11 protein-coding genes are annotated in these 24,747 nt (G+C 60.7%); 8 read left to right on the top strand and 3 right to left on the bottom strand.

Features of this window, described 5'->3' with window-relative positions; translation table 11 throughout:
- The first annotated feature begins 55 nt into the window (after window positions 1-55).
- The 6 genes from AC522E_RS21520 (at window position 56) to AC522E_RS21495 (ending at window position 6,383) form a co-directional block, all read left to right on the top strand.
- Window positions 56-1,006, top strand: coding sequence for a restriction endonuclease (locus AC522E_RS21520; protein ID WP_500748263.1), 951 nt, complete (start codon window positions 56-58; stop codon window positions 1,004-1,006).
- Between the two features lie 81 nt (window positions 1,007-1,087).
- Complete coding sequence (locus AC522E_RS21515; RefSeq protein WP_500748262.1) at window positions 1,088-1,774, top strand: hypothetical protein; 687 nt, start codon at window positions 1,088-1,090, stop codon at window positions 1,772-1,774.
- Window positions 1,775-1,868: 94 nt separating this feature from the next.
- Window positions 1,869-3,188: a site-specific DNA-methyltransferase gene (locus AC522E_RS21510; RefSeq protein ID WP_500748261.1), complete on the top strand. Its 1,320-nt coding sequence runs from the start codon at window positions 1,869-1,871 to the stop codon at window positions 3,186-3,188.
- Entirely contained in the window at window positions 3,169-3,576 is a 408-nt protein-coding gene (locus AC522E_RS21505) for a DUF5681 domain-containing protein (protein ID WP_500748260.1), read from the top strand. Before AC522E_RS21510 ends, AC522E_RS21505 begins: the two co-directional genes overlap by 20 nt.
- Before the next feature lie 3 nt (window positions 3,577-3,579).
- Window positions 3,580-4,980 (top strand): phage terminase large subunit, encoded by a 1,401-nt coding sequence (gene terL / locus AC522E_RS21500; RefSeq protein WP_500748259.1) that lies wholly within the window; start codon window positions 3,580-3,582, stop codon window positions 4,978-4,980.
- Between the two features lie 164 nt (window positions 4,981-5,144).
- Window positions 5,145-6,383 (top strand): hypothetical protein, encoded by a 1,239-nt coding sequence (locus AC522E_RS21495; RefSeq protein ID WP_500748258.1) that lies wholly within the window; start codon window positions 5,145-5,147, stop codon window positions 6,381-6,383.
- Window positions 6,384-6,432: 49 nt separating this feature from the next.
- On the opposite strand, the gene AC522E_RS21490 is transcribed toward AC522E_RS21495, so the two are convergent.
- The 3 genes from AC522E_RS21490 to AC522E_RS21480 form a co-directional block, all read right to left on the bottom strand.
- Entirely contained in the window at window positions 6,433-7,473 is a 1,041-nt protein-coding gene (locus AC522E_RS21490; protein WP_500748257.1) for an HNH endonuclease, read from the bottom strand.
- A 316-nt stretch (window positions 7,474-7,789) separates the two neighbouring features.
- The gene (locus tag AC522E_RS21485; protein WP_500748256.1) at window positions 7,790-13,708 is read right to left on the bottom strand and encodes a DEAD/DEAH box helicase; all 5,919 of its coding nucleotides are present in this window, start codon (window positions 13,706-13,708) and stop codon (window positions 7,790-7,792) included.
- Window positions 13,705-16,980: a hypothetical protein gene (locus tag AC522E_RS21480; protein ID WP_500748255.1), complete on the bottom strand. Its 3,276-nt coding sequence runs from the start codon at window positions 16,978-16,980 to the stop codon at window positions 13,705-13,707. Before AC522E_RS21480 ends, AC522E_RS21485 begins: the two co-directional genes overlap by 4 nt.
- Window positions 16,981-17,921: 941 nt before the next feature.
- On the opposite strand from AC522E_RS21480, the gene AC522E_RS21475 reads away from it, so the two are divergent.
- Both AC522E_RS21475 and AC522E_RS21470 read left to right on the top strand, forming a co-directional pair.
- Window positions 17,922-23,966: a PDDEXK-like endonuclease domain-containing protein gene (locus AC522E_RS21475; RefSeq protein WP_500748254.1), complete on the top strand. Its 6,045-nt coding sequence runs from the start codon at window positions 17,922-17,924 to the stop codon at window positions 23,964-23,966.
- A gap of 58 nt (window positions 23,967-24,024) precedes the next feature.
- Window positions 24,025-24,639 carry a hypothetical protein gene (locus AC522E_RS21470; RefSeq protein ID WP_500748253.1) on the top strand — a complete coding sequence of 205 codons (615 nt, stop codon included), beginning with the start codon at window positions 24,025-24,027 and terminating at the stop codon, window positions 24,637-24,639.
- Window positions 24,640-24,747 lie beyond the last annotated feature (108 nt).

Below are 24,747 nucleotides of genomic sequence, written 5' to 3'. Positions count from 1 at the left end.
TGGACTGCCGCCCTGCCCCAAGCGACAGGTGTCAAGACCCCACAGGAGAGTGTCCATGGACCCAAGCCCGACGATCATGGCCGAGATCGAGCCCACGACCGTGCGTTACATCAAGCTCGGTCAGGGTGGCCGCTGGGCGCGGCTGTGCTTCGAAACCAGCGAGATGCATTTCGGCGCTCCGCACGAGCCGCATGACCTCTGCTTGCAAGGGGATTGGGACGGTGCCCGTCGGGTCCTGATCGAGAAGCTGGGCTACGCCCCGAGTGTCGCCAGCGACGCCATCCGCGAGATGCGCGACTTCTACACGCAAGACGAGGACTGCCTCTGGATCACCTTTGCCGACGGGCATCTCTGGTGGGCCTTCACGGCCTCAGAGGTCATCGACCTGCGCGGCACGCCCGGTGAGCACGGCGCTGTCATGCGCCGGGTCCGACAGTGGTTCTCGACCAGTCTCTACGGCGATCCCCTGCGGATGGATATCTTGAGCACCCGTCTCACCCAGGTGGCCGCTTACCAGAAGACGATCTGTCAGGTGAAGGAGATTGCGTATCTCCTGCGCAAGATCAACGGCCGGGATGAGCCCATGGTGGCCCAGGCCCGCTCGGCCCTCGAACAGGCCGTCGCGGCCGCTGCCGGGCTGATCCACCAGCTGCACTGGAACGATTTCGAGCTCTTCGTCGAACTGCTGTTCCAGCGCTCGGGCTGGCAGCGGGTGTCGCAGCTCGGCGGCAACCTGAAGGATGCCGACCTCATCCTCGAACAGCCGGCGACGGGCGAGCGGGCGCTGGTTCAGGTCAAGTCGAAAGCGGATCAGGCAACGCTCCTGCGCTATGAGGCGATCTTTCGGAGCGGCGGCTACCAGCGCCTGTTCTTCGTCTGCCATTCGCCGGAGGGCCGCCTCGTCCCGGAGGAGTTTGGGGGCGTGCATGTCTGGAGCGGGGAGGAACTGGCGCGCCGGGCAGTCGAGGCGGGACTGATGGGCTGGCTGATGGAGCGAACCGGGTGAGGGTCTGGGGGTGTCTTACCCTGCCCCACGGCAATTGCGACCCTATTGACTACCGCAATTGCGCTTGTTAACTCTTGGCTCATGACAGCCCCTGCCACACAAACTTACAAACGGGATCAGGTCGAGCGCGCCGTCGCCAAGGTGACGGGGCGGCTCGCCAACAATGATCCGACCCCGGACAAGACCCTGAAGGTCGATCTCAAGCGCCTGATCGACCTAGATCGTGAGCGCTCACCGCAGCGGCTGGAAGGCTCGGGGCGGCGCTATGCCTTCTTCGATCAGCCGTCCGGACCCGGCACCGACATGGCCTATACGATCTACGATGCCTTTGCTCTTCTCATCGGCGAGAGGCTCATGAAGGGCGGCCTGCCGCAAGGGACAGCGGTAGGCTTTCTGCGCTTTCTTCGCCGTGACCTTGACCTCGAACTCGACCGCATCCTCAGCTTCGACTGGGAAGAGTTGCATCGAGGCTTCCCTGAGGGTGAGCGTAAGACTCGCCTGAGTTACGGCACTCTGGTGCGAGATCCAGTCCACAAAAGCTATCTGGTCACGCCCGGAGGCGCAGGGTTTTCTCCTATGTTTCAGCCTCTTCCAGCTGGCGAACTGGGCACGGCGCATATCTTTCATGGCACGGCCGCTCAGGCAGAGGCCGTCGACCACTTCAGCGGGACGAAGCTGCCGATCATCACCATCGAGCTCGTCAACATGGCGTTGCAGCTGCGCTACTGGCTTGAGCGCATCCCCGTCCGTAAGCGCGGGCGTTCCTGATCTTCCCCTCACCCTCAATGGAGCTTCTCTGATGACATGTTCAATTGCAACCTTAAATGCTACTTCAAAATGTGATAGTGGTCCCTTCCCAAATTTGCTGCTTCACGTCGAGTACCGGTCGATCGGCACGCTGCGCACAAACCCGCGCAATGCCCGCACTCACTCGAAGAAGCAGATCGCGAAGCTGGCCGAGGGCATTCGGCGCTTTGGCTTCACCAACCCGGTGCTGATCGATGAAGCAGGCACGCTCATCGCCGGGCATGGCCGGGTGGCGGCCGCCAGGCTCCTCGGCCTGCCGGAGGTCCCAACCTTGCGCCTCGACCATATGAGCGAGGCTGAGAAGCGAGCCTATGTCATTGCCGATAACCGTTTGGCGGAACTCGCCGGCTGGGACCGCGATCTCCTGGCACTGGAGTTCGAGGCCCTGGGCGAGCTCGACTTCGACCTGTCGCTGACTGGCTTCGAGTTGCCAGAGATCGAGATCCTGCTCGATGACCATGAAAGGAAGGATGCTCCCGAGGATGCTGTGCCGGAGCCCTCAGTGGGACCGGCGGTGTCGCGTTACGGCGATCTCTGGCTGCTCGGCGCCCACCGCCTCTATTGCGGTTCGGCTCTGGAAGCCTCGGCTTATGCGGCCCTCCTGGGTGAGGAACACGCCGACGTCGTCTTCACGGACCCTCCATACAATGTACCGGTGCAAGGGCACGTCTCGGGCCTCGGCAAAAGCCGGCACCGCGAGTTCGCCATGGCGTCGGGCGAGATGAGCGAGGCGGCCTTTGCCGCCTTCCTGCGCACCGCCTTCGAGCACATGGCGGCGTTTTCCCGTGATGGGGCCATTCACTTCATCTGCATGGACTGGCGCCACATGCGCGAGGTGCTGGCCGGGGCCGAGGGCCTCTACAGCGAGCTCAAGAACCTGTGCGTCTGGAACAAGGACAACGGCGGCATGGGCTCGCTTTACCGCTCCAAGCACGAGCTGGTGTTCGTGTTCAAGAAGGGCTCGGCCCCGCACGTCAACAATGTCGAACTCGGCCGCTTCGGCCGCAACCGCACCAACGTGTGGGACTATCCGGGCCAGAACACCTTTCACAGGGACCGCGAGACCGATCTGGCGGCCCACCCGACGGTGAAGCCCACGGCCCTGGTGGCTGATGCCCTGCGCGACGTCTCGCATCGCGGAGCGCTGGTGCTCGATCCGTTCTGCGGCTCCGGCACCACCATCCTGGCCGCCGAGAAGACCGAACGGCGGGCCTGCGCCATCGAGTTGGATCCGGCTTACGTCGATGTGGCGATCCGGCGCTGGCAGCAGCTGACTGGCCAGGCAGCCGTGCTGGCCGGCACAGGGCAGGCTTTTGCCGAAGTGGCTCAACGCCGTCAGCACGAGGAGGCCGATCATGTCGAAGCGCAGGCCTAGCGGCGATTACGAGGTCGGCTACGGCCGCCCACCGCAGCATTCCCGGTTCAAGCCGGGCCGGTCCGGCAATCCGCGCGGGCGGCCCAAAGGTCACCAGAACATCAAAACTGTTCTGGAGACCCTTCTCAATCAGAAAGTCACAGTAACAGAGAACGGTCAGGCTAAGCGCATGACTAAGCGTGAGCTCATGTTCGCCAGCGCCATCAACCGTGCCGCCAAGGGCGACCCGCGAGCCCTGACCACCATGGTCGCGCTGATGGCCCGCTTAGGGCTTGCGGATGCCCGGATTGAGCCGGAGGCGCGTGAGCCCGCGCCGGAAGATCAGGCCATCCTGGAGCTCTTTCTCCAGCGGCAAACCCCACCCACGATCGATCCTGAGAAGGAGTAAGCCATGCATCCCGACGTTCTCAACGCGGTCCTCCGGCAGGATCTCGGCGCCTTCACCCACAAAACTTTCGCGACGATCCGGCCCGGCGATCCGTTCAAATGGAACTGGCACATTCAGGCGATCGCCTGGCATCTGCAGCAGGTGGCAGAAGGCCGGATCCGGCGGCTCATCATCACGGTGCCACCGCGCAATCTCAAATCGATCTGCGCCTCGGTCGCACTGCCCGCCTGGTTCCTTGGGCGCGACCCCTCGCGGCGGGTGATCTGCGCGAGCTATGCCCAGGACCTCTCCGTCGAGCTGCACAACCTGTGCCGCGGCGTCATGCAGTCATCCTGGTATCAGGAGCTCTATTCCCGAACCCGGCTCAGCCCGGCCAAGAACACCGAGTCGGAGTTCAAGACGACCCAGGGCGGCGGACGGCTCGCCACCTCGGTCGACGGGGTTCTGACCGGGCGCGGTGCCAACCTGATCATCATCGACGATCCGATGAAGCCGGCGGAGGCGATGTCGGAAGTCATCCGCAATCGCGTGCGGCGCTGGTTCGACGGCACGGTGCTGTCGCGGCTCGACGACAAGGCCGAAGGCGCGATCATCCTGGTGATGCAGCGCCTGCACGTGGATGACCTTGCGGGCCATCTGCTGGAGCGCGGCGGCTGGCACCACCTGAACCTGCCGGCGATGGCCGAGGTCGATGAGGCGATCCCGGTCGGTCGAGGGCAGTTCCACACGCGCCGGATCGGTGACATTCTTCACCCGGAGCGGGACTCGGCGGACGTGCTCGACGAAATGCGGCTGAACCTCGGCACCTCTGACTTTGCAGCCCAGTACCAGCAGCAGCCGGTGCCGATCGACGGTGGCCTGATCAAGTGGTCGTGGTTCCGGCGCTTCAGCCATGCCCCTCTCCGCGAGCCGGAAGATCAGATCGTCCAAAGCTGGGACACGGCCTCGAAGGCGGGCGAGTTGAACGATTACTCAGTCTGCACGACCTGGCTGATCCGCAACGGCAGCTACTACCTGCTCGACGTGGACCGCGACCGGCTCGACTATCCGGCGTTGAAGCGTCGCGTCCTCGACCTATATCACCAGCATCGTCCGCATGCGGTGCTAATCGAGGACAAGGGCTCGGGCACGCAGCTGATTCAGGAGCTGCCTCATGCAGGAGAGGTCTATCCGATCGCCGTCACGCCGCAGGGCGACAAGGTCATGCGCGCCTCGAACCAGACGGCGCAGATCGAAGCCGGCCGGATCGTCATCCCGGAGGATGCGCCCTGGCTCGGTGAGTTCCAGCGCGAGGTGGCAGCCTTCCCGAACGGCCGTCATGACGATCAGATCGACAGCATGACGCAGTTCCTGGCCTGGGCCATGGACGATGAGTTCAACGCGCCGCGCATCCGGTTCTTGTGATGACAGGCTGATAACTGCTGAGGCGTCGAGCCGTAACCACAATTCTTTACAAATTAGGGAAAGTTGGAGCTTCTGCAGGTAGCTTGAAAAATCGCTGACGTTTAACCTCGCGTTCTCTACGCCGTTGAGCTAAGGCGAGGAGCTTGCCCTACCGGAGCCTATACGTGGAACGTCAGCACAGCACACCCATCCTCGTTTCAGCCGACGGGCGTTCTGTTGCGCTTGAACCAATCTCCCAGTCGAATACCCAACAGGCCGGCATGCTGGAAGCTGAAATCCAGGCCCTGGTCCACGCGCATCCCGGTGCGTTGCCGATTGCCGAAATCGACCCGATGTTCATGGGCGCGCTTGCTGTCTGCCGCGAGATGCAGCTCGGCAAGGCGGGGCGGGTGGACAACTTCCTGATCACACCTTCGGGCCTGCCGGTCCTGGTCGAGTGCAAACTCTGGCGAAATCCGGAGGCGCGCCGCGAGGTGGTCGGGCAGATCCTGGATTACGCCAAGGTGCTTAGTCGCTGGTCCTTCTCCGATCTGCAGCGCGAAGTCAGCATCCGTACGGGCAAGGGACCTGATGCCTTGCTCGATCTGGTTCGCGCAGCCGATCCGAAGGTCGACGAAATCCAGTTCACAGACGCAGTGACCATCAATCTCCGCCGCGGCCGCTTCCTGCTGCTGATCTTAGGCGATGGAATACGCGAGGACGTCGAGGCCATCGCAAGCTACCTGCAGGCTCATGCCGGGCTGCACTTCACCTTCGGCCTCGTGGAGTTCCCGATTTTTCGCCTGCCCGGCGGCGAGCGTCTCGTTGCCCCGCGTGTTGTGGCTCGTACCAACACGATCACTCGGAACGTCGTCACTTTGCCGGATGGATACGCGGTTCAGGAGCCTGCGGAAGCCGCAGGTGAGGAAAGCGTCGAGACCGATCCGGACCGCTCTGCCCTCGGAGATTCCCAACAAACCTTCTGGAAGGAGTTCGTGGACAATTATCTGCGCCTCGACGATCGGAGCCAGACGGTGCCTAAGCCTGCGCGCCGAGGGTACCTGGTGTTCGTGCTTCCCGCACCTCAACGCAGCAGCTGGATCACCGCCTATCGCAATCTCTATAAAGGCACGGTCGGTGTCTTCCTTTCAGCCCATCAGAACAGCCCCGGCGAAGCCGCCGTTGAAGCTATTCTCGCAGACTGGGATGACATTGGCCCAGCTCTCGACGGTACCGCGCACGTAGCGAGAGACCGATATGGCCGCGATTACATCACTGATTCAAAAGCGTTCGGCAGCCTCGACGACCCGGTCATCCGGAAAGAAGCATTCCGCTGGCTCGCTGAACGGGTGAACACATTTATCAATGTCCTACGCCCTCGCGTGCGCGATGCCGCGGCTGATCTTGGCGATGCAATCGAATAGGACGTCCCAACTCACTCACATGCGGCAACGGATCTCTCCGCCTTAAGTCTCATGGCCGGCCGGCCGCAACCCAGGCTCGCAGCTCGTGGAGCTGGTACGGGTCGAGACGGTTTTTCCGGTGAGCGCGTCGATGACAGGTCGGGCAGAGGATCTGCAGGTGCTCGGGCAGCGTCGTTCTCTTTCCCACCGCAAGAGGTGTCGGATGGTGGGCATCGAACATCGCGGTATCGTTATTGGCGAATTCACAGGCCTCGCAGGTCATGATGCCGTATCGCTCCACATTGAGCCGTTTAGCCTCTTGCGCGGTGGCGCGGTCCCGCTCGATCGACCGCTGCAGCTTCCAAACTCGATCGCCCTCCTCGGCACCGGCCGAGGACGGAATTCTCGGCAGCCTTGTGCCGATCAGCTTAGGCTGACCGGAGTCGTAGAAATTTCCGGGAAGCGGCAGAGCCACGCGCTCAATGGGCCAATCGCACAGCGCGGTCCAGAGCTGACCCATAGGCTCATCCGGATGAACGATCCCGTCCTGCGCCCCGGCGAGAATCGTCCGGTCCGGAAAGCCTAGATCCTCGACCAGGTGTGGCATGCCGACAAACCGCCAGACATCGTGAAGCGCAATGGCAACGGGCCACTGCGCCAGCCGCGCGACTTCCTCCGGGTCGGTGACCAACACGCTTGTGGGGCCATAGACGAGGGCGACCCGCGCAACGTTCAAAACCCGCCCTTCCAGGCCGTCCCGCACCTCCTTGCCTCCACCGACCGTCACGACGAAAGGGCTTTTCACAGCCCGACGCGCTGCCCCTGCCGCGACCGAGTAGGCACTCTTGTCGTTAAGGCTCCCTCGCGCCCCGAAGCAAAGGACGTGCGAGCTGAGCATTCCGAAGACCGCTTTCACCCCCATCAGCGCATCCGCACCGGTTACGACGTCGCTGAGCCGAGACGGGACCTTCAGCCCTTGGAATGCCCCACCTGTTTCGGTGATGATCCGGCGTAATCGCGCTTCGTTGGTCGGACCGACGTTGCTCGCCGGCAGATATTTCGCGATACGAGGCAAGCCGAGCTTCTCCATGACAAAGGAGATGTTCTGCATTCGGTATTCGACCGCACCCTCGGTGCGATTCGATAAAGCTGAGGCAAGCAGTCGCTTGCGGAATTCAGCCTTTGAATAGGGTGCCTGAGATTGTTCCAGACGCAACATCTGAATATAGGCTGCTACGGCAGCCTGAAGCTCCCCGTCTGTCCACTCCGCGTCCACGGCTATTACATCTCGCTTTAGTTGAGAGCTGTTCTGAGGGGGCGCTATACGGTCACCCTAGTCAATGTCAACCAGGCCACCCCTGAAGTATCCACTGGTATGGCGACAGATAATTGCCAAGCTCCTATAAGGAGTTCTCTATAAACTCCATTCATGGGCGGTCGATGCGCGTTCTAAACACTTTTGCCTCTTTGCTCTGGTCCATCAAGTTGTCGACACCTGATGTAAGATCAAAGCGGTAGCGAACCCGCTGCCCGCCGACGTCATATTCCGCAATGACCTGGCGATCATGGAAATGCGATCCACCGGGCTTTTGCGGCATGAAGGACAGGCGTAAATAGTTGACACCAAGCTCAGAGAGAGCACGAGTGAACAGGGCTTTTTGTTCATGGGCGCTTTCGGATCCCCTACCGTAGGCACCATGTAAGCCATCCTCGCGCCAACGAAGAGTTACGACGCCGAGACCATCTTGAGTCAAACCATCAAGCTCTGACAGGAATGCTGCAGCGTTCTTACGGTTGCGTTCGCCTGAGAGCAGGTAAGGATCATGAATACCGACACTTGGGCGAGAGGCGCCTTTCAGAACACCAAATGCCTCGAAAATTGATCTTGCAACACCGGGCGCATAGTCAAAGCGATGGGTATTGGCGAGAATTTGCCCTAAGAAGTTCGGAATTGGTTGTTGCTTATCGAGCAGATCAGCCAAGGCTGCTGTCTCTTCCCGAGGAAGCGGAGACGCAATATAGCATTTTCCTTTCACGACCCCGTCAAACAGGGGCGCGGGCGACGCATCGCTGAAAAGAGCAAACCGCCCGTCTGCAATCTCCGCTGAAACACGCGGCACCGGACCATACCGGAACATCTCAGCGCTCGCCGAATGGAGCGAAAGCCGACCCGACTTTTCTAATCGAGCGAGCTCCTCGATTGCATCAATTTGGGCCGAGGGCGCAAACGCCGCGAGAGATGACGGGCGTTCTCGGGTGAAGATGCGGACGTGTCGGCTGGGTGTTCCTTCCAGGAAGTTGCGGAGAAATCGAACAGTCTCATCGGCAAAATCCGATCCGCCGGAGCCGGCGACCGCCGATACGACGAGATCCAGTGTCGAAGCGCTCGCAAGCCGCTCCTTTAGTCCTGCCGTCGACGCGCTCGTCCAGGCCGCTGCGCTGGATGAGGCAAAATTGGTCGGAGCTTCCCGATCAGCCGTTAGGTCTCGCAGCCATCCGAGCACCAGCGTCCGGTCGAAATCATCCCAATAGTGCTGGTTCCCATAATCATTCAGGCATTTGGCACAGGACGATGCACATTGCACGGGGCAATCCAGGACCTTGATGGCGGCTTTCAGGAGCTCCACTGCCGAGAATCGCCCTGGCTCGCACAGCCTGCGTACGTATCCCGCTCCGCCAGCCACCGAGTCATAAAGCACGACGACAGGCTGATGGCCCTCGACCTGAACGGTAGCTGCGATGTCCCGAGCATCAGTTTCGAGCAGACGTGCGGCCGCGAGCCTGGAGGCCTCGGCCAAGGTTCTGGCGAAGCGATAAGGATTGCGTCCCTCCGGATCATCGTTGAAAGCGGGCATCGGTGAGCGGAATGCAATCGTCCGAACGTCGGTCTCGAAGACGTGCCCCAAGTCATCGGGGTCCATCAACTTTGTGACGAAACACGTCTCGCCCGTACGGGGATCGGAATGTTTGACGTCTGGGCGTTTGCCGAACTGAAACGCGCGCTGAACAGGATCGGCATACTCACATCGGGGGCATCGAGCATAGCCGCCGCCCTTAGAGCCTCGGTTGACGACGAAGAGACGGCCCGGTGGAATATCTTCGTACTGGTTGGGGAATGCAGGTGCGAAGAAGCTCACCACCTGCCTCACATCTGTCTCGGCGTAAAGATGAGCCGGAGCCCGGGTAACAAGGCGGGCTTCTTCGACAGGCTTTTGCCGAACGCGCGACGAGCTCGGATCACGGCCGTCCCGGTCTTCGTAGGATGTGAGAAAACCTTTCGGCTCGATGAAGGTTCGAACTTGACCGGCACCGGCGCCGCATTGCGGACATGTGGCACTCATGTCGCTTCGATCATTCGCGATTTGAACGTGCCGGCATGACTGGCATGCTACGTAGTAGCGCCTTGGCATGAAGTCCTTGGGATACTTGATGATACCCTTACTGACCCAGATCCGACCGTCTGCCACAACTTCGGCGCCCGGCGCATATTCCGAAATAGCCATCGCGGCGGCACGATCGAGCTGAATACCGGCATCATTGCGCGCCGCGAGATGCGACACCCGTCCGTGATCCTGTGTGATTTCAAGTCGGCAACTGTGAACCGGAAAGCTGTAGGTCGGGATCATCGCAGCGCGGGAAAGCGCACTCACAAGAAACTGGGCGAGAAGCTTTTCTTGTTCAGCTCCAACAGCAGCAGCTGCCCGATCTTTCTGCTGAGACCGATACTCATCCCGGCGGTCTTGAAGCGATTGCCACTGCTCCGCGATTTCCAGAGCAAACCGGATAATGCGCTGACCCGCATGCTCTACCAGCGTAGAACCGGATAATCCGATGGCAAAACAGTCATCGGGCAACTGGGCGATGAGGTTTTCCGCTCCCTGGAATGCTTCCCTCCCGGCCGCACTTTCTACCCATGCATGATAACTATCCTCGAACGCTTGGAGCGCAGTCCCATCAAGGGGTGAGCCGAGAAAATCCGAGAGGCGCGGAGCTCCCTCGGACGTCCTGCCCTCAAGGCGCTTGCGCAGGAAGCCTGACAAGATGAGCGAAAGCTGATGGCGCCTAAAGAAGTCCGGATTGTCGAGCGCAATATAGGGGACGGACGCTTTCTCTGTGAGATAGCTGGAAAATTCCCGGAATTTCGCCTGGTCGAAGTTCCCATTTCGAGCGATGGTCAAAGCAACGGGAGCGGCCTGCGCGCGCCGACCTGCACGACCGGCCCGCTGCTGGTAACTCGCAATCCCGGGCGGAACGTTGCGGCAGAGAACTGCTTCAAGGTCACCTAAGTCGACCCCCATCTCCATCGTGGTAGTACAGCTCAGGAGATTGAGCCTGCCTTCGCGGAACATCTCCTCGATTTGCTCGCGACGCTCCGTGCCGATGGCAGCCGTGTGCTCACGGGCAATGCCGCTCATGGGATCGTCACAGCGGTAGCGCTGGACATAGTGATTTGTCTCTTCGAATACATTGCGTTGCTGCCCGTCCAGAGCCCGAAGTGTCCCTTCACATTTCCAGGCTTGGCACGCACCCCGCACGTTCCTTTGCGTACGGGCACCACAGGAATCGCACTGCAGGAGGGCGGCTTCATTGCCGCTGAAGAAGCGAACCTTACGAAGGTCGAGGGCCTGACCGGGTGCATGACGGATCAGCAAGCCTGACCTTTGCGCCGTGGTAAAAAAGCTCACGATGGCGGCTCGTGCGGAATTGTCGTCAAGACCTAAACGCTTGAGGAACCACGTGAACCGGTTGTCTCGCCCCCGGGTCGGCAGGATACCTTTCACTGTGCTGGGCTGGCGAGGCTCGCGCTCGGCCACATAGCACCGGTTCTTCTGGTTGTGCCGCTCTCCCCAAATGGCCGGATCGGTGAGATTGATCTCCTCACCGAGATCGCTGATCGCCCTGGAGCGGCGAATCCAGTCCAGGAACAATGCAGCGACGCCGTCTGCGTCCGAGCCCAGTGCAGGCACCTCGTACCGCATTCGATCAGCGACGTCTTTCACGGATTTCTTGTCGTACTCGACGCACACGAGCCCAAGCGCTTCGAGAGAGAGTCGTGCATTGGCGGGAGAGCAGAATTCCGCAGCAACCCAATTGAGGATCGCCTGGTCCCTGGCACTCGATGTTCGCTGCGTGATTCCGTCCCGGTTGAACAACGGAAAATCGCGTTGGCCGCGGTTGCGGAGGATCTTGCTTGCTTTCTCGGCCGCATCAATCAGGTCGAGCGGCTCGCCTCTAGCGGATTTCACGGCTCGCGCGATCGCGGCACGGATGGCCTGATCCCTGCTGGTCCGCTCGAAAAATGGGGCGAAGAACGCGGCATCTTGCCTGTTGTCGGAAAACACGAGCATCTTTCGGCCATCCATGGGCCGAGGGTCCCCATCCTGACTACCGGACAGTGCCTCGAGCAGGTGTTGAGACGCGACGGCTGCGAGCGCATCATCACCAGGATGAAGGGGAGTCACCGGCTCGCGATGAACCCCCGAGGAGGCATTGCAGCAGCTGCAGCGAACGACGTAGCTGCGTCGCTCCTCGTCATCTTCCTTCATCTCGGCGCAAACGAGCGTCATAGCCCCGTCTGCACCTTCATCGACGAACGTGCCGGTCCTGGCATCAATTCGGAAAAGCTCCGCCTCCTCGGCTTGCGCCTCCTCGTCACTCTCGAGTTCATCATCGTCAAGCGCCGTACCTTGCGCAATCAGGCGCAGCACTTTTCGCCGTCCACCCGGCTGCAGCTTCGGACTCAACCCGCCCGAGTGCTCCCAAGCCTCCACGTACGCCTCGCCGCAGTTCCGGCAAGCCAGAAGCGGGAAGTAGGCTGTCCCGTCTCCCGGGTCGAATGAGCGAAGTGGCTTGAAATCGGACCAGCCCTCGGTGGAGTTCGGGTCGAGGCGTACGACGCCCCCCTCAATACCACTTGCGGCCAAGTGGTAGCGCGCCGGCAGGAGCGGGAACTCGTTCTCACGCCGCGCCAGAACGCAAAGCGCCACGATGCCGCGGAGGGCAGCGAGCTGGACATCGGCAGGATTATTGGGGAACAGGTGCGCGGCAACCTCGGTCACCGCAGCCAATCCGCGCTCGAGGCGATCAGCGAGGCGACGGACCTCTTCAAACCGAGGAAGGACCGACAGCAAGCCCTCCCCGAGTGAAGAATATCTCCCGCGGTCGATGCGCAACGCCGCAAGGGCAGGATCAGCACATAGCACATTCCAGTCGTCGATCGAAGGCATATCGAGAGTGACGATCTCGGCCGCCGCCCCGCCAGCCTCCGCCCATGCCTCGGCTCGCATTGTCTGATCGGCCGTACCGGAGCGCAGTGCCGGGTACAGCTTGCGGGTTCCGGTAATCACTGCCTTCTCAGGAGCCGGAAATGGAGCCCCGAAGAGATCGCCGGCAAAATGTACAAGCTCCGTCTTACGATCTTGGTCCAAACTGGCACTGGTCCCGATTGCACGCAGGTCTTCGGGTCCAAGACCAAGTCGCGTCTTGAGCTTCCGGATCAGGAAAGCAACTTCAACTGCCTGCGCGCCGGCATAGGTGTGAATTTCGTCGAGCACGATGAACTGGGGATTTGCGCCCTCGAACAACGGCGCATTGCGCGGGAGCAGCAGGAGATGCTCCAACATTGCATAGTTCGTTACCAGAATGTGCGGCGGTGCTTTCAGCATCTCCTCACGAGACAACAACCAGCTCTTCGGGACGCGGGTGTCGAGGTTCAGGGCTCGCTGAATCGCTTTGTTGGCCAGAATCCGGCTTTCCTCCTCCGCTCGGGTCGCGGCGGAACCGACCTGCCCGGTGAACCGGCCAAACGTGATACCGGGATCGCCGAGTTCGCGCAGGAGCAAACGCGCGATACGGAAGTAGAGTTGGTCATTGGCGAGCGCATTGAGCGGATAGATCAGGATGGCACGGACACCAGGCTGCTTGAGATCATCGCGCAGCAGGGCATCAACGATCGGATAAAGAAAGCTCTCGGTTTTGCCGGAGCCCGTTCCGGTCGCGACCAGATAATTCTGCCTTTGAGCAGCCGTCAGGAGCGCTGCTTCCTGATGACGGTGTAACGGTCGGTCGAGGAGACTCGAAAAGCCGGTTCTGTCCATCGCGAGCCAGCGGTCACAAAGAACGCCGGCAGCCACGAGTTGGCGGAGGCTCGATCCCTTTTCAAAATCGGGCAAGCTCTCGAGGTATGGTCCCTTCACGAGCTCTGTTTCGGCGGCGTTCAAAGACGCCCGGATGGCGCTGGCAAGGCGCGGCAGGCGCTGTTGCGATACAGGCACGGCCGTCGCCATATAGCGTGCCATCGTCTCCCTGAGAGTATTTCGAAAGCTCAGAGGATTGAGATCGTTCATCGTGTCTCGCTTGTCGTCACAAGAGTCCAAAAAATCATGTAAAACGCGAACAGCTCCGGAGCGAGCCGTATGAGAAATGCAACGTTCCGAAGCGCCTCATCCATCGAACGCTCCGTACGCTCCGCAATGGGTTTCAGGAATGGCGAGGTTTCCCGATGCCGACATGCCCTTGCAAAGGCCGACAGCGCCGCAGGCATTGCTTCGACGAGGGCCATATCTTCACTTAAGTGCTCAGGCGCTCGAAGATAGCGCAACCCAATCTGGGTTCGCGCCACTTGCGCGAACCGTGTCACCCCGGGCAGGCGCTGTTCGTTCGCCCGGCTACCCGGAGGAGCCACGCGCTGGATCCGCTCGTAGGCACGGGCGCAGCACCAGGAGTGGTGTGCTCGGGTGAGCCAGTCGCGAGAGGTATTCCAGAACGTGCCCTCTTCGTCGCTGTCCAACTCGCTCGCCTGCGCGTACCGATTGAACATGAAGCCCTTGAGACGGATCCGATCTGACCTTTGGGCATGCATCAAATTTTCGAAGCCAAGGAAAAAGGCAAGCCCGACGTTGAGAGTTTCTCGCGCATCCCGGATTCTTTGGCACTCGGCAAGCTTGGACATCCTGGCCAGATGCTCGCTCCCTTCGGCCGAGCCAGTGGTGAATGCGACGAAATCATGAGGCGGCGCCTCGAATAGATCGGGAGCGATTTCGAGAGGATGATGAATGGGGATCCAGGAGGGAGAGCAGAACGCTGCCGGACCTTGGCCTGCCGCCGCCATCAGGGTGACGCGTCCGGCCTCGGAGCCGATCAAGCTCGCTCCGAGCTCCTTCCATTGGGGGACAAGCACCGACCCAACACTCGGCCATGTTTCTGGCGCGAAACAGCGCGAGAGCACCGTGTTGAGCCGAGAGAAAACAGTGGTGGCTCCGTCTCGGAGAATGGCGCGTGTCCCGCACCCATCAAAAGCAAAGGAAAACTCGTCGAGACGCTCGTTGATCACGGGACGCCATTCGTCCTTTCCTTCGGCTCGGATGGAGATCTCGGCAAGCCAAATTCCTTCGAAGAAGGACCGGCGATCAAGACGCATCCGCAGATCGGAACGGTCGGCACTGTACTGGGTCGCCGAGAACGCCTCAGCCTCGGAATAAGCCACGGGACGGCGTCCGACGGCAGCATCAAGAGTCAGGACCTGGCCAGTCGCCATATGGGTCAGGTTTAGCCGCACCGCATCCACTGGAATGAGAAACCGGCTTTCGATCTCTATGATTTCAGCGTGTTGCGACCACTTGAACGTTCGTGGCGTTGTGGAGGGAACAACACGCACGAGCTGAAAGCCCTGGCGCTCGTCACCCTTGGGCCAATATCGGACCTCGTTGTGCCCGTCTGAGATGAGAAGCGAAGCCAGTGAAATCCGGCGTATACCGGTCGCCGCAAAGGGTTCTGTTTCGTGGCGACCACAAATGTCGAGGCATGCCTTGCTATCAGAGGACCGGATCACAAGGCTGCCATCGAGACCATCGGATAGCACGAGGGATGTGCCAGCTTCAACAGGACGCTCGGGTCCGTTCGTTGGAGCGATCGAGAGAACCAACCCGGGGCGGGCGAACGTAAAGCTGATCCGTTCGTTGTTGGGTAGCTTGAAGGCAAGAACCGCAGAAAGGTAATTCCCTCCCCCTGCCAGCTCGAGGCGCCCGATTGCGGATTTCTCTATGTGGCTACTCGCATTGATATCGAAGTTGGACGGAATGTCAGCGTCAAATATCATTCCGTCGAGCAGGTCGCGGAGCCCGGGCCACAGCCAAACGCGGGTTCGCGCAATGGCCCGTTGCTGCGTTTTCAAGTTCAGAGACATTCGAAAGGGGCCCAATGGACCGCTCTCAGGCAGCATCTCAAGATTAGCAAAGAAGGCACCGTCGTCCCCACGCATCACGGGAGCATCGATCGGGGCCGCCATCGCAGGATGCTCGATCCGCACGACGAGCGCTTCTCTCAACGTGTCGGGATCAGCAAAGATGCGCACTCTCGTCGGGCGCATGACCAATGGACTGCCGCCTGATGAGGCAATTGGCCGGCCGTCGACAAGTAGCCGGGGACGCTGAACGAGGCTCAGCTGGATGGACCGACCGCCCATATGGAGATTGATCGGGGCCTCTAGGGAAGCGTAATACGCATACGCCCCTCCAAGATCGTAGCCCTCTTCGTCATCGACGCAGAATGGCTTGCGTGCGACGATGAAGACACTCGGAGCCTCGAGCGCAACATTGCTCATCTCCTGCGTCACGCGTCGCAGGAGCGCACCGCTCTCTCCGTCGAAGATGAGAACCTCATCAGCGTCTATGATGTTCAGGCGCGACAGGTTCTCTGAGCCCGATTTGTCAGTGAACCGCCACGTAATGCTCTCTGGCCAGGGCGCATTCAGGCCATGCCGTGCTCCGGACGAAAGAAACCGCTCGCGTCCGTCAATCAGTAGCACAACAGAATACGTCTGACCTGTGTTCTCAACCGCGAGTTCGCCGTCCCTGAAGGTGAGCGCGGGCTCGCGAGGAGGCATGCTGCCTGTGCTTCGGCTCCCCGCACGCGTGGCCTGGATTGCCTTCGAGAAGGACCTCTCGAAGGGTGAGATTGCAGTGTCGCCGCTCGCCAGTTTCTCAAATATTGTTGCATGATAGCCGACGCTATCGGAGTAAATCACCCGGCGCAGCCGTACGAGGCCTGGGTGGGCAAACTCGACGGCCTCACAGGACCAGTGCTGCAGACGGTGCGTGTCGTCGATAGGCGGGGGTCCAAGTCTGGCATGCGCCTTATGGAAAGCCTCTGCAAGAGATTCCAGCTGAGAGTGGGCAACGCCCGCTTGGACGATATAGTCGCTCACATAATCTGCTTGTTCGACCTCCAATCGGGGCGGAAGAGCAAGACCACTGCGCAAGCAGGCGCGCCGAAATGCAATGTTCAATGGCGGCCGAACAGAATTCGGAACCTCTTTAGCGCCCAATATACGCGCGATGGGTCGGTAGACATTCGCAGTACCGTCCTGTGCGTATTCCTCCGCCAGCCCCTTAACCATCAACCAGGCACACAGAAGGGAGTAGGATCGAAATAGCCCGACGAAGCGCTCGGCGTCACCATTTACAATCGATCGAACTACTGTCGTGACGCGATCGTGTTGCCCTGGGTCGAGAGCGTGATGCCCAAGAAAAGGGGAAGCATCGGCAGCCTCAATCGATCGCCTCAGCGCGAGATTCGCACCGACCAGGATTGCCTGGGGTGGCACTTTATTCTGATTCATACCCCCTCCGACTATCCACGACGCTTTTTGCAACATCGTTGCCGGCACAGGAGGACCTTCCCGCGGCACCGGTGGATATCAGCTACTGAAATATTCTTCTTGTCGGCTGGTGGGCGGTCAAGGCTGTGACGCTCGAACAGATTAGACTTAAGACTTAATATTCGTTCGATTTTCTTAAGGTGTGACTCAATAGCTATTGAGAGGCAACGTTCACGACTTCTGAAGCCAGCGACATCCGCCCGCGATCTGCTCGCACTCCAAGCAAATTGAACGAGTAGGAGTCGGAGTGCAAGCACATCATCCATGCTCCTCGTGGAGCAGTATCCGCCTTGCTATGAGCCGACTTCGAACAACGCGGACGCGGACGCGCACCCGGACCGGATGCTACTCATCCAAGCGAACTGAGAGTTCTGCCGCATCCGCCGCCAGAGAACGGTTGAAGGGAATGTCTGTCCGGGGTCAACCTGAGCCATTAAGCTCTTGCTATGAGGGTCAGCTCACGCCACCAGTGCGGAACTTCGGCTAAGGTCCGCCCGGTGCCATTATCGGACGTTGCTGCTTATTGTCCGGCGGCAGGAAAAGGCCCACCCGTCCGGCACCATATACCGCATCCCGGCAGTGGATTGTCTGCGTTATTTAGTTACTTTCAGGAACTTCAAAACCTTACCTTAGCGAATCTTAGTTACTAGAACCTGTCTGTGCTGTCACATAGGGATAGGCACCAATGAGCTTGGGAATACGTAAGAATGATACTAGGGTCTTATTTCCCTTTGCCTGACAGTTTATGCAACATTGCTTCCGAACAATGCAGTAACTGCTGAGGGGATGGCGAATGTATTCAGATTCGTCACCGAGCAATCTTCGGACATTCCAACGCGTGGAGCCACCCTTGACAAGGCTGGCCCATCTGATCGTCCTACCCACCGAGTACCACCGGAAGCATGCCAGATCGCCCATACAGCAAGCTCAAGATCAATGAGCTTGAGGCACTTTTCGAGAACTGCGGGCCAGATATCCGTGCTCTCAATGTGCTCATTGATGAACTCAGGCATCGAAGCACGCCACGCTCTCGGGAGCTTCTCGCGAAAGCCCAGGGCGCGAAGGTTTTTTCTCAAAAGGTTGATCTGGCTGTTGGCGGAGGAGCACCTAGCGCCGCAGTCGGCCTGAGCTCAGCTCAAAGAACGGCAGCGGTCATACGACCCGCTAGATGGTCCGGGGATCAGCCTGCAGAATCCAAAGATTCAGCTTCAAAGTTACACAGTTCAGAGGTCAAGTATTCAGCAATGAGCGCATCCCAGTTCCGAGCCTCCGACAACGCTGCAGCGTCTGCCTATCGAATTGACGATCCATTCCACAACCTCGACGAGGCAGAGAAACGGCGCCTGTCTGGCCTCTATGATGGTTTGCGGGAGAAGCTCTTAGACCTCTCGCGGCGCAACCCAATGCTGAACTTCAAGCTGTCACCGCGCCTGAAGAGATATCTTCAGTTCGTCGACAAGGCTCCCGAAGATGTTCATGATAAACTCGCCTACGACCAGGCTTCGGTCGACATCGAGGCTCTGCCGGAGCCGGACGACATTCCTGAAGATGAGAAGACCGAGGAGTTCCAGTCCACCCTCGCCCATGCAAAGGTCTCCGATCTGGAGTACCTGACGAAGCTTGAGGCGTTGGACGGGCTTGCACGGGACGACGAGTTTGAGATCGCCAAGCTCGATCGCTGGCTGAGCGACAAGGTCCGGGCTTCCCTCGGGATGCCGAAACTGAAGGCGCGGAAGGAACTCGACCTGATCGCCCACGCTCGCAAGCACGGCATCAATCCAGATATGAACCTGCCGTCCGCCTCCAAGCAGGCCGGAGGCAAGGGAAACAAGCTCCAGACGATGCTCTTCCCGGACGACCTTGAGGCCCGGCTGGAGAAGATTTCCGATGCGGCCCGCCTGTCGCAGCAGGAAATGGGCCTCTCGACGCTGTTCCTCGCGTTCGGGTTCCTCGAATGGTACGAATCCGAGCATTCCGACCGGGTCAACTATGCCCCTCTGCTCCTTCTGCCCGTGCGCCTGGACGAGAGGACGGTCCGCGGCAAGACCGTGTTCTCCTTGGCGGCGACGGCCGAATGGGCGGAGACAAACGTCAACCTGGAGAAGTATCTCGAGAAGGAGCATGGCCGGAACCTGCCCGCCTTTGGTGCGGATGAGGAGAACCAGCCGTCGGTCGAGGAGTACTTCGCGGAGGTCCAGGAGGCCATCAAGGGACTGGAGCGGTGGAAGGTGCGCCGCTACATGGTCCTCGGTCATTTCGCCTTCGGCCGGCTTGCCATGTACGAGGACCTCAACCCTGAGAACTGGAAGCTGACGCCGGCCGGCGATCCCCTGGTCAAGGCTATCCTGACGGGTGCCGAGGGATCCGGAGAGGGGGCGTCCCTGGCCATTCCCCAGGATTACGAGATCGACAATCCCGAGGTCGAGGCCATCGCCCCAGTCCTGATTCACGACGCGGATGCCTCCCAACATTCCGCCATCATCGACGTGATGAAGGAGAATAACCTGGTCGTCGAGGGGCCGCCCGGCACCGGCAAGTCCCAGACTATCACCAACATCATCGCGAACGCCCTGAACGAGGGCAAGTCGGTCCTCTTCCTGGCAGAGAAGCTCGCGGCCCTCGAGGTCGTGAAGCGCCGCCTCGACCGGGCCGGCCTCGGCGACTTCTGCCTCGAGCTCCATTCCGACAAGGCCTCTCCGAGGGCGGTCATCGACAGCCTGCGCAGAAGGGCAGAGCTCGGCCGCCCGAGATTCGATCCCAGTGCGAGGCGGATGGACCTCAAGACCTGGGAGAACGCGAAGGAGCTGACGAAGGCCTACTTGTCGGCCCTGCACGCCCCAGGCGACGACGAGCAGACCCCCTTCAGCCTGATGTGGAGGGCGATCGCAGGGCGTTCGGAGTTCGAGCCGGTGTCTCTTCGCTCATTGAACGCGGTGAGGATGCCGGACATCCTGCTGAGCGATCCGAACGAGGCGCTCGTTGCCAGGAGCAGGATCGACGTCCTCGCGCGGATCCTGACCGACTTCGAGGCCAGCTTCGGGCCGATTTCGGATTCGCCATGGTCGTCGTTCGAGGCGCTTCGGGGGCCCCGCTACGAGTCCGAGGAGATCCTTGCCCTGATCCAGACCCTCCTGGAGATCGTCGGGCGGATCGGAAACGTCCTCGATGGGCGGAATGAGCTTGGCGTCGAGACGCTTCCTGACTTGAGGTCGGTTATTGCAGCCGTCCCCACCCTTCCGAGTCCGCCAGACCTCGATCTTGTTCCTGACATTCTGGAGATCGGAGTTGCGGAGGTCAGCGAGGCTGTTTCGATCCGCCGGAGGATCGCGCACCTCCAAGCGGCGGTCGCCCAATACAGGGATGTCGCAGGACTTCCTGACGGCACGCTGCAGCTGGCCAAGCGGCTGGACGAATTCGCATGGTCGGCCGACGTGCGGAATAGGATGACTCCGGCTGTTGCGAAGAACGAGGCCAGGGTCCTTGCGGATGGCGTGGCGGCCCTAATCGCCGCGGCGGAGCATCTCCGGCCCGCCTATGACATCCTGAAGATGGCGGTTCGTGACGCGCGGGCTCTTGAGACATTGGGCCTTGCCATTGCCACGACAGTTGAACTGTTGGCGGGCAAGTCGACCGAGCACGCCCGGCTGTGGGGATGGCTGCCCGCAGGCGACGTGGGATCCTTCCGGAAGGTTCTAGAACGGTGGCGCTCCTTGTGGCAGGCCGACCGGGGTCTTCGGTCGCGGGTTCCCTCCTATGACCCAGCGAAGCGTCCGGATGCCGCGTCGCTCGAGACTGCTGCCGAGATCCTGAACAAGGGAATGATCGGGCGGATGCTCGCCAGCTTCGGAGGTGAGCTGAAGCAGGCCCGTGCGGTCGCCGCCTCCCTCGGGCTCGATCCGAAGGGCGAGAAGGTCGGAGAGACGATCAGCGAACTAGCCCGCCATCTTCGGGCGCTCGTGGCCTTTGAGGGAGACTCCGAGAACAAGCGGATCGTCGGCGACCTATGGATGGGCTTCGCGACGCCGTTCGAGGAGTTGGCGACCGTCTTAGACAACCGGGACGTGCTGCAAGTCAAGCTTGGTAAGGCGTATGACGGGGATGGCGTCGCGCGGCGCCTTCTCGGCCTGGGCCCGGATGCCCTGGCCCAGTTCATTGCTTTGGCTGACGGCTCGGCCTCCCTCAAGGCCGTCACGGCCCATCCCGACCTGACTGGCGAAGGGCCCTTGGAGCAGCGGGTCGATGCTTGGAAGAAGCATCATGCCTATCTGAACGCGTTCATGGGGCTCGATCCCAACAGCGCCCTCGGCCTGATCGACCTGACGCTGGCAGAGCTTGCCGGCATCGCTTCGTCCGAACTGGAGCGCCGGTCGCTCGCCAAGGAACTGCGGACCCATTCGGCCTGCGGCCTGCTTGACCGACTGAGTGCGATGCCCGGCGGCCTCGACCGGCTTGAGGATGTCCTCAAGTGGATAGGCCTTGTCGAAGAGAGCGATCTGCCAACGCAGGTCCGTGAAACCCTGATCGCCGTGGACGGGGCTGCCGTCTTCGACGAGCTACGGCAACTTGCGGGTGAGGCGCAGGCAGACGTCGAGCAACTCGACCGGACAGTGGGTGATCTTGGATTGCGGTTCGGCGTGAACGATCTCGGGGAGGACGGGACGCCGGTCAAGGTTGTCGAGTCAGCGACCCAGCTTCTCGACCATGGTCACGAACTCGCGGATTATCTCGGGCTCCTGGAGGGTCACTCAGAAGTTGCCTCTGCGGGGCTCGGCGACGTGGTGCGGGCGCTCAAGAAGGCCGCTCCTAGGCAGTACGATACCTGGGGCAAGCTCTTCGACCACCTCGTGACGGCCCAGAGGGCGGATCGTGCCCGCCGGCAGAACACAGTTCTGGCGCAGGCCTCCGGTATGAACCTCGACGCCATGCGCAGGGCCTTCGCCGAGCAGGACTCTCTGAAGGTTCAGAAGGATCGCCGGGAGATTTTGGCTAATCTCCTGTCCAACACTAAGACCCACTCCGGAAACAACGGAGGGCCGCGCCGCTCGTGGACGGAGATGGCTTTGTTGGAGAATGAGTTCAGGAAGTCACGCCGCTTCACCCCGGTTCGGGCCATGCTCGACCGAGCGCCGAAGTCGATCCGGTCGCTGAAGCCGTGCTTCATGATGTCTCCGCTTTCCCTCGCGAAGTACCTGCCGCGCTCTGGATTCCTCTTTGACATCCTGGTGATCGACGAGGCTTCTCAGATGAAGCCTGAGGATGCGCTCGGCGCCCTCCTTCGGGCCAAGCAGGTGATCGTAGTCGGCGATCCCAAGCAGCTTCCCCCGACAGATTTCTTCAACCGATCGGTCGAGGTCGCCAACGACGCCGACGACTTCGAGGACATCGACTCTGAATCCATCCTTGAAGCCTGCCAGAAGACCTTCCGGACCGTCCGTCGTCTGAAGTGGCACTACCGCAGCCGGTGCGAGAGCCTGATCGCCTTCTCGAACAAGGAGTTTTACGAGAGCGGCCTGATCACCTTCCCAATGGCGAAGCCGGATTCGTTCTCGATCGACCTCGTGCCGGTCCGTGGAATCTACCAGCAGCGGCGCAACGTCATTGAGGCACAGCATGCGGCCGAGGAGGCGGTTGCCTTCATGCGCCACCACGCTGAGCTCCCCGAGGACGCCATTCCAACCCTCGGCATCGTGGCGGTCAACACCGACCAGCGGGACCTCATCTTCGAGGAGCTGCGGCGGCTCGAGGCCGGCGAAGAGTTGGTGAAGACCTATCGTGAGAAGGTCGCAGCCAAGGGTGAGCCGGTCTTCGTAAAGAACCTGGAGAATGTGCAGGGCGACGAGCGCGATTACGTATTCATCTCGCTGACCTACGGTCCCGCCCCGGGCTCTAAGCAGGTTCTGCAGCGCTTCGGACCGATCGCCGGCAAGCAGGGCCACCGGCGTCTGAACGTCCTGTTCTCCCGCGCCCGCGTCCGGGTCATCCTCTTCTCGTCGATGACATCGATGGATGTGAAGCCGTCTGAGACCAGCAGTCAGGGCGTCCACGTGCTCAAGCGCTATCTCGCCTATGCTGAGGCCCGCGGCCGGGCAACGGCGGAGAGCGTCGGTTCCGAGTTCGAGAGCGATTTCGAAATGGAGGTGGCCCGCCGTCTGGAGGACCGCGGCTACAAGGTGGACAAGCAGATCGGCGCCTCCGGTTTCCGGATCGACCTTGGCATCCGCCATCCCGAACAACCGGGCGTCTATCTTGCCGGCATCGAGTGCGACGGGGCGACCTACCACTCGAGCAAGAGCGCCCGCGACCGCGATCGCCTCCGTGAGGAGGTCCTCCGCGGCTTGGGATGGAACATCCTGCGGGTCTGGTCGACCGACTGGTTCCACAACGCCGACACCCAGACCGAGCGCTTGGTCAAGCAGATCGAGGCCCTGCGCAGCATGCCTATCACGGCCTACCCCGAGTACCGGGTGTCCATTCCGGAATACCATCCGGCAGCCGAGTCAGAAACCGAGATGCCAGTTGAGGAGAAGCCAGCGGAGAAGGCGTCCGCTCGCCAGAGTGTTGACGGAACGCTTTTCGATTGGGAGCCTGCTCCCGCATCGAAGAGGAAGGCTGCAACGCAGGCTGCCCTGCCCCTAGGATTTGGATCGCTCAAGGCCGATGCACCCAAGCCATCGTCTACCAGGTCCGCAGCCAAGATCACCCTTGAGCAGGCCCGCGCGGAGCTGGAAGAGTTCCGGCGGACCCGGATCGAGGTCGACTATCCCGGTGCTGAGCCCCAGCGGTGCATTCTGCGCAAGCAGATGATCGACGTGATGCTGGCGCGCCGGTTCGACGATCCGGACGACTTCTTCGCGAAGATCCCGGATGTTCTCCGGCGTGGCACCGATCCTCGGCAGAAAGATTACCTTGAGGAGATATGCGCCATTATCGGGCAAATGGAGCGCTGAGGCCTACTCCATCTCTGTCATTAGCAACCCAGGTCGGACGGGAACTGATAACTAGCAATTGATCGACAGCGACATGGGCAACGGCACAATGGCTGACAACACGCTCCGAAGAGAAGAACTGGGGGAACTGGCCTTGCGAAATGCCGAGCAAATGGCGTTCCCAGCAACCGAATGGGAGGCGAACACCCTTACGGAGGTTCTTGCCCTGCCGCGTGTCACTGTCACGCGGCCACCCGAGGAGCAGTTGTTGGCCGCTGGCATGCTTCCATACGATTGCCATGCAAACTGCTTCGCACAGGCGGCAAACGATCCGGATCGGGTGAGCCGTCATGTTTGTGGATGGTTGATCTACGGTTCGGACCTCATCTTGCATTCGGTTGTAGAAACGCGCGGGCATTGGCTTTGTCTGACGCCGCAATTGGTGCAGGCGCCTTCACAGTTCCAATTCATCCCCGACCCCTTCATCGAGTGGCTGGATACAGATGATGGAGGCAGGCACGTATTTCGGGGTGGAGTGAGGCTTCCCAAGGCGCTTCGAAAATATCCCGCCTATCACCTTCGGATGTTGGATGAACTCCATGATCTGATGGCATCGGGCATGTCGGCATTCGATGCCCGGGAAAAGGTTGATGTCACCTTGGGTGCCGAGCTGAGGAAAATGGAACCCATTTGATTCAACGTGCCGACAGCTATCAGGCCCATACCAACCCTTGACCATTAGTTGCGCAATGACCGCTCTAAACCTCTGACATAGAGCGCAAAGCCGACATCACTAATAAGC

The organism is Microvirga sp. BF8 (assembly GCF_059888585.1).
The sequence above is the reverse complement of the archived record's forward strand: the minus strand, read 5'-3'. Positions and strand labels throughout refer to the sequence as shown.

Bases quoted from the DNA above. Each gene is read 5' to 3' on its own strand.
- terL (WP_500748259.1), top strand. From the start codon at position 3,580: ATGCATCCCGACGTTCTCAACGCGGTCCTCCGGCAGGATCTCGGCGCC.
- AC522E_RS21515 (WP_500748262.1), top strand. From the start codon at position 1,088: ATGACAGCCCCTGCCACACAAACTTACAAACGGGATCAGGTCGAGCGC.
- AC522E_RS21475 (WP_500748254.1), top strand. From the start codon at position 17,922: ATGCCAGATCGCCCATACAGCAAGCTCAAGATCAATGAGCTTGAGGCA.
- AC522E_RS21480 (WP_500748255.1), bottom strand. From the start codon at position 16,980: ATGAATCAGAATAAAGTGCCACCCCAGGCAATCCTGGTCGGTGCGAAT.
- AC522E_RS21490 (WP_500748257.1), bottom strand. From the start codon at position 7,473: ATGCAGAACATCTCCTTTGTCATGGAGAAGCTCGGCTTGCCTCGTATC.
- AC522E_RS21520 (WP_500748263.1), top strand. From the start codon at position 56: ATGGACCCAAGCCCGACGATCATGGCCGAGATCGAGCCCACGACCGTG.
- AC522E_RS21485 (WP_500748256.1), bottom strand. From the start codon at position 13,708: ATGAACGATCTCAATCCTCTGAGCTTTCGAAATACTCTCAGGGAGACG.
- AC522E_RS21505 (WP_500748260.1), top strand. From the start codon at position 3,169: ATGTCGAAGCGCAGGCCTAGCGGCGATTACGAGGTCGGCTACGGCCGC.